The organism is Citrobacter sp. Awk 2 (genome assembly GCF_028069815.1).
Lineage (GTDB): Bacteria > Pseudomonadota > Gammaproteobacteria > Enterobacterales > Enterobacteriaceae > Citrobacter.
Genome location: NZ_JANEWL010000301.1, coordinates 1 through 200, shown reverse-complemented (window position 1 = coordinate 200; position 200 = coordinate 1). Strand labels below are relative to the sequence as shown.

General features: G+C 57.0%; 1 other RNA gene. It reads left to right on the top strand.

Annotated elements, in window-relative coordinates:
- Positions 1-91, top strand: a non-coding RNA gene (locus tag NNO02_RS23745) — RtT sRNA; the annotation flags it as partial.
- Between the last annotated feature and the right edge of the window lie 109 nt (positions 92-200).

Sequence of the window (200 nt, the reverse complement as noted above, 5' to 3'; positions counted from 1 at the left end):
CAGGTTCGGGTCGAACGTAGTGAGACAACGGAGCCGTTTACGGCGACGGCCCGAAGGGCGAGCGAAGCGAGTCATCCTGCACGACCCACCAATGTAAAAAGGCGCCCTAAAGGCGCCTTTTTGCTATCTGCGATATGAAAGATTCGAACCTGCAGCAGGTTCGGGTCGAACGTAGTGAGACAACGGAGCCGTTTACGGCG